Origin of the sequence: Nocardioides sp., assembly GCF_041600255.1 — a bacterium.
Classification (GTDB): Bacteria; Actinomycetota; Actinomycetes; order Propionibacteriales; family Nocardioidaceae; genus Nocardioides.
On record NZ_JBFIKK010000245.1, the window covers coordinates 1 to 1669 of the forward strand.

Genomic DNA, 1669 nt, shown 5'->3' on the forward strand with positions numbered 1-1669 from the left:
CCCCCCGGCCGCCCTCTGCGCGTCATCCGACCGAGCGCTCCCCGGTCCAGTACTGCGCCCGCAACGCCTTCTTGTCCGGCTTGCCCAGCCCGGTCAGCGGAAGCGTATCGGCCACGATCACCTGCTTGGGCGCCTGGACGGCACCCTTGCGTTCTTTGACCGACTCCTGGATCTCGGCCGTCATCGCGGCCACCGCGGCCTCGTCGCGCGCCGCGCCCTCCCGCAGTACGACGATCGCGGTCACCGCCTCGCCCCACTTCTCGTCCGGCGTCCCGATCACCCCGACCTGCGCGATCGACGGGTGCTCGGCGATCACGTCCTCCACCTCGCGCGGGAAGACGTTGAAGCCACCGGTCACGATCATGTCCTTGGTCCGGTCGACGATGAACCAGAAGCCGTCCTCGTCCTCACGCGCGACATCGCCGGTGTGCATCCACTCGTCGCGGAAGGTCTCCGCCGTCGCGTCGGGCAGGTTCCAGTACCCCCCCGCCAGCAGCGGCCCGGCGACACAGATCTCGCCCGGCTCCCCCACCTCGACGGGTTGCCCGTCCTCGCCGAGCAGCGCGGTGCGCAGGAACGCCGACGGGCGTCCGCACGACGAGAGCCGCTTCGGGTCGTGGTCGCCACGCGCCAGGTAGGTGATCACCATCGGCGCCTCGGACTGGCCGTAGTACTGGGCGAAGATCGGACCGAACCGGTCGATCGCCTCCTGCAGCCGCACCGGGTTGATCGCCGAGGCGCCGTAGTAGACCGTCTCCAGCGACGACAGGTCCCGCGTCCGCGAGTCCGGGTGGTCCAGCAGTGCGTAGAGCATCGAGGGCACCAACATGGTCGCGGTGATCCGCTGCTCCTCGATCGTGCGCAGCACCTCGGCGGGGTCGAACTTCGCCAGCACGAAGAGCGATCCGCCCTTCATCACCGTGGGCACGAAGAACGCTGCCCCCGCATGCGACAGCGGCGTGCACATCAGGAACTTCGGGGACTCCGGCCACTCCCACTCGGCGAGCTGGATCTGGGTCATCGTCGTCATCGCCTGGGCGGTGCCGATGACGCCCTTGGGCTTGCCGGTCGTGCCCCCGGTGTAGGTCACCGAGACGATGTGGTCCGGCGGCAGGGTCACCGCGGTCAGCTCACGCGGCTCGAAGGTCTCGGCGGTGGCCGCGAGGTCCTGGCCGACGTGGGCGAGCGCCTCGGGCACCGGACCGAGCGTGAGCACCTGCGTCAGGCCGGGCACCCGCTCCAGCAGGCCGAGCGCCCGCTCGACGAACATCGGGATCGGGTCGATCACCAGCGTGGTGATCTCGGCGTCGTTGAGGACGTAGGCGTGGTCGTCGAGCGAACCCAGCGGATGCAACGACGTACGGCGGTAGCCCTGGGTCTGCCCGGCGCCGATGATGAAGAGCACCTCCGGCCGGTTCAGCGACAGCAGCGCCGCCGGAGTTCCGCGGCCGGCACCCAGCGCCTCGAAGGCCTGGACGTACTGGCTGACCTTGCGGGCGACCTCACCCCCGGTGAGCGTGGTGTCACCCAGGAACATCACCGGCTTGTCGCGGTGCCGCTTGAGCGCGGCGACCATCAGGTGTCCGTTGTGGGTGCCCACCCGCAGGTCCCCGCTCATGCCAGCACCTCCGCGATCTCGCGCACCTCGGCCGCCGACCGGCAGCTCAGC

Annotated in this window: 1 protein-coding gene; it reads right to left on the reverse strand. The window is 70.2% G+C overall.

The window, feature by feature from the left end; genetic code table 11:
• Nucleotides 1–22 precede the first annotated feature (22 nt).
• Nucleotides 23–1618 (reverse strand): fatty-acid--CoA ligase FadD8, encoded by a 1596-nt coding sequence (gene fadD8 / locus ABZE72_RS16805; protein ID WP_372730180.1) that lies wholly within the window; start codon nt 1616–1618, stop codon nt 23–25.
• Nucleotides 1619–1669 lie beyond the last annotated feature (51 nt).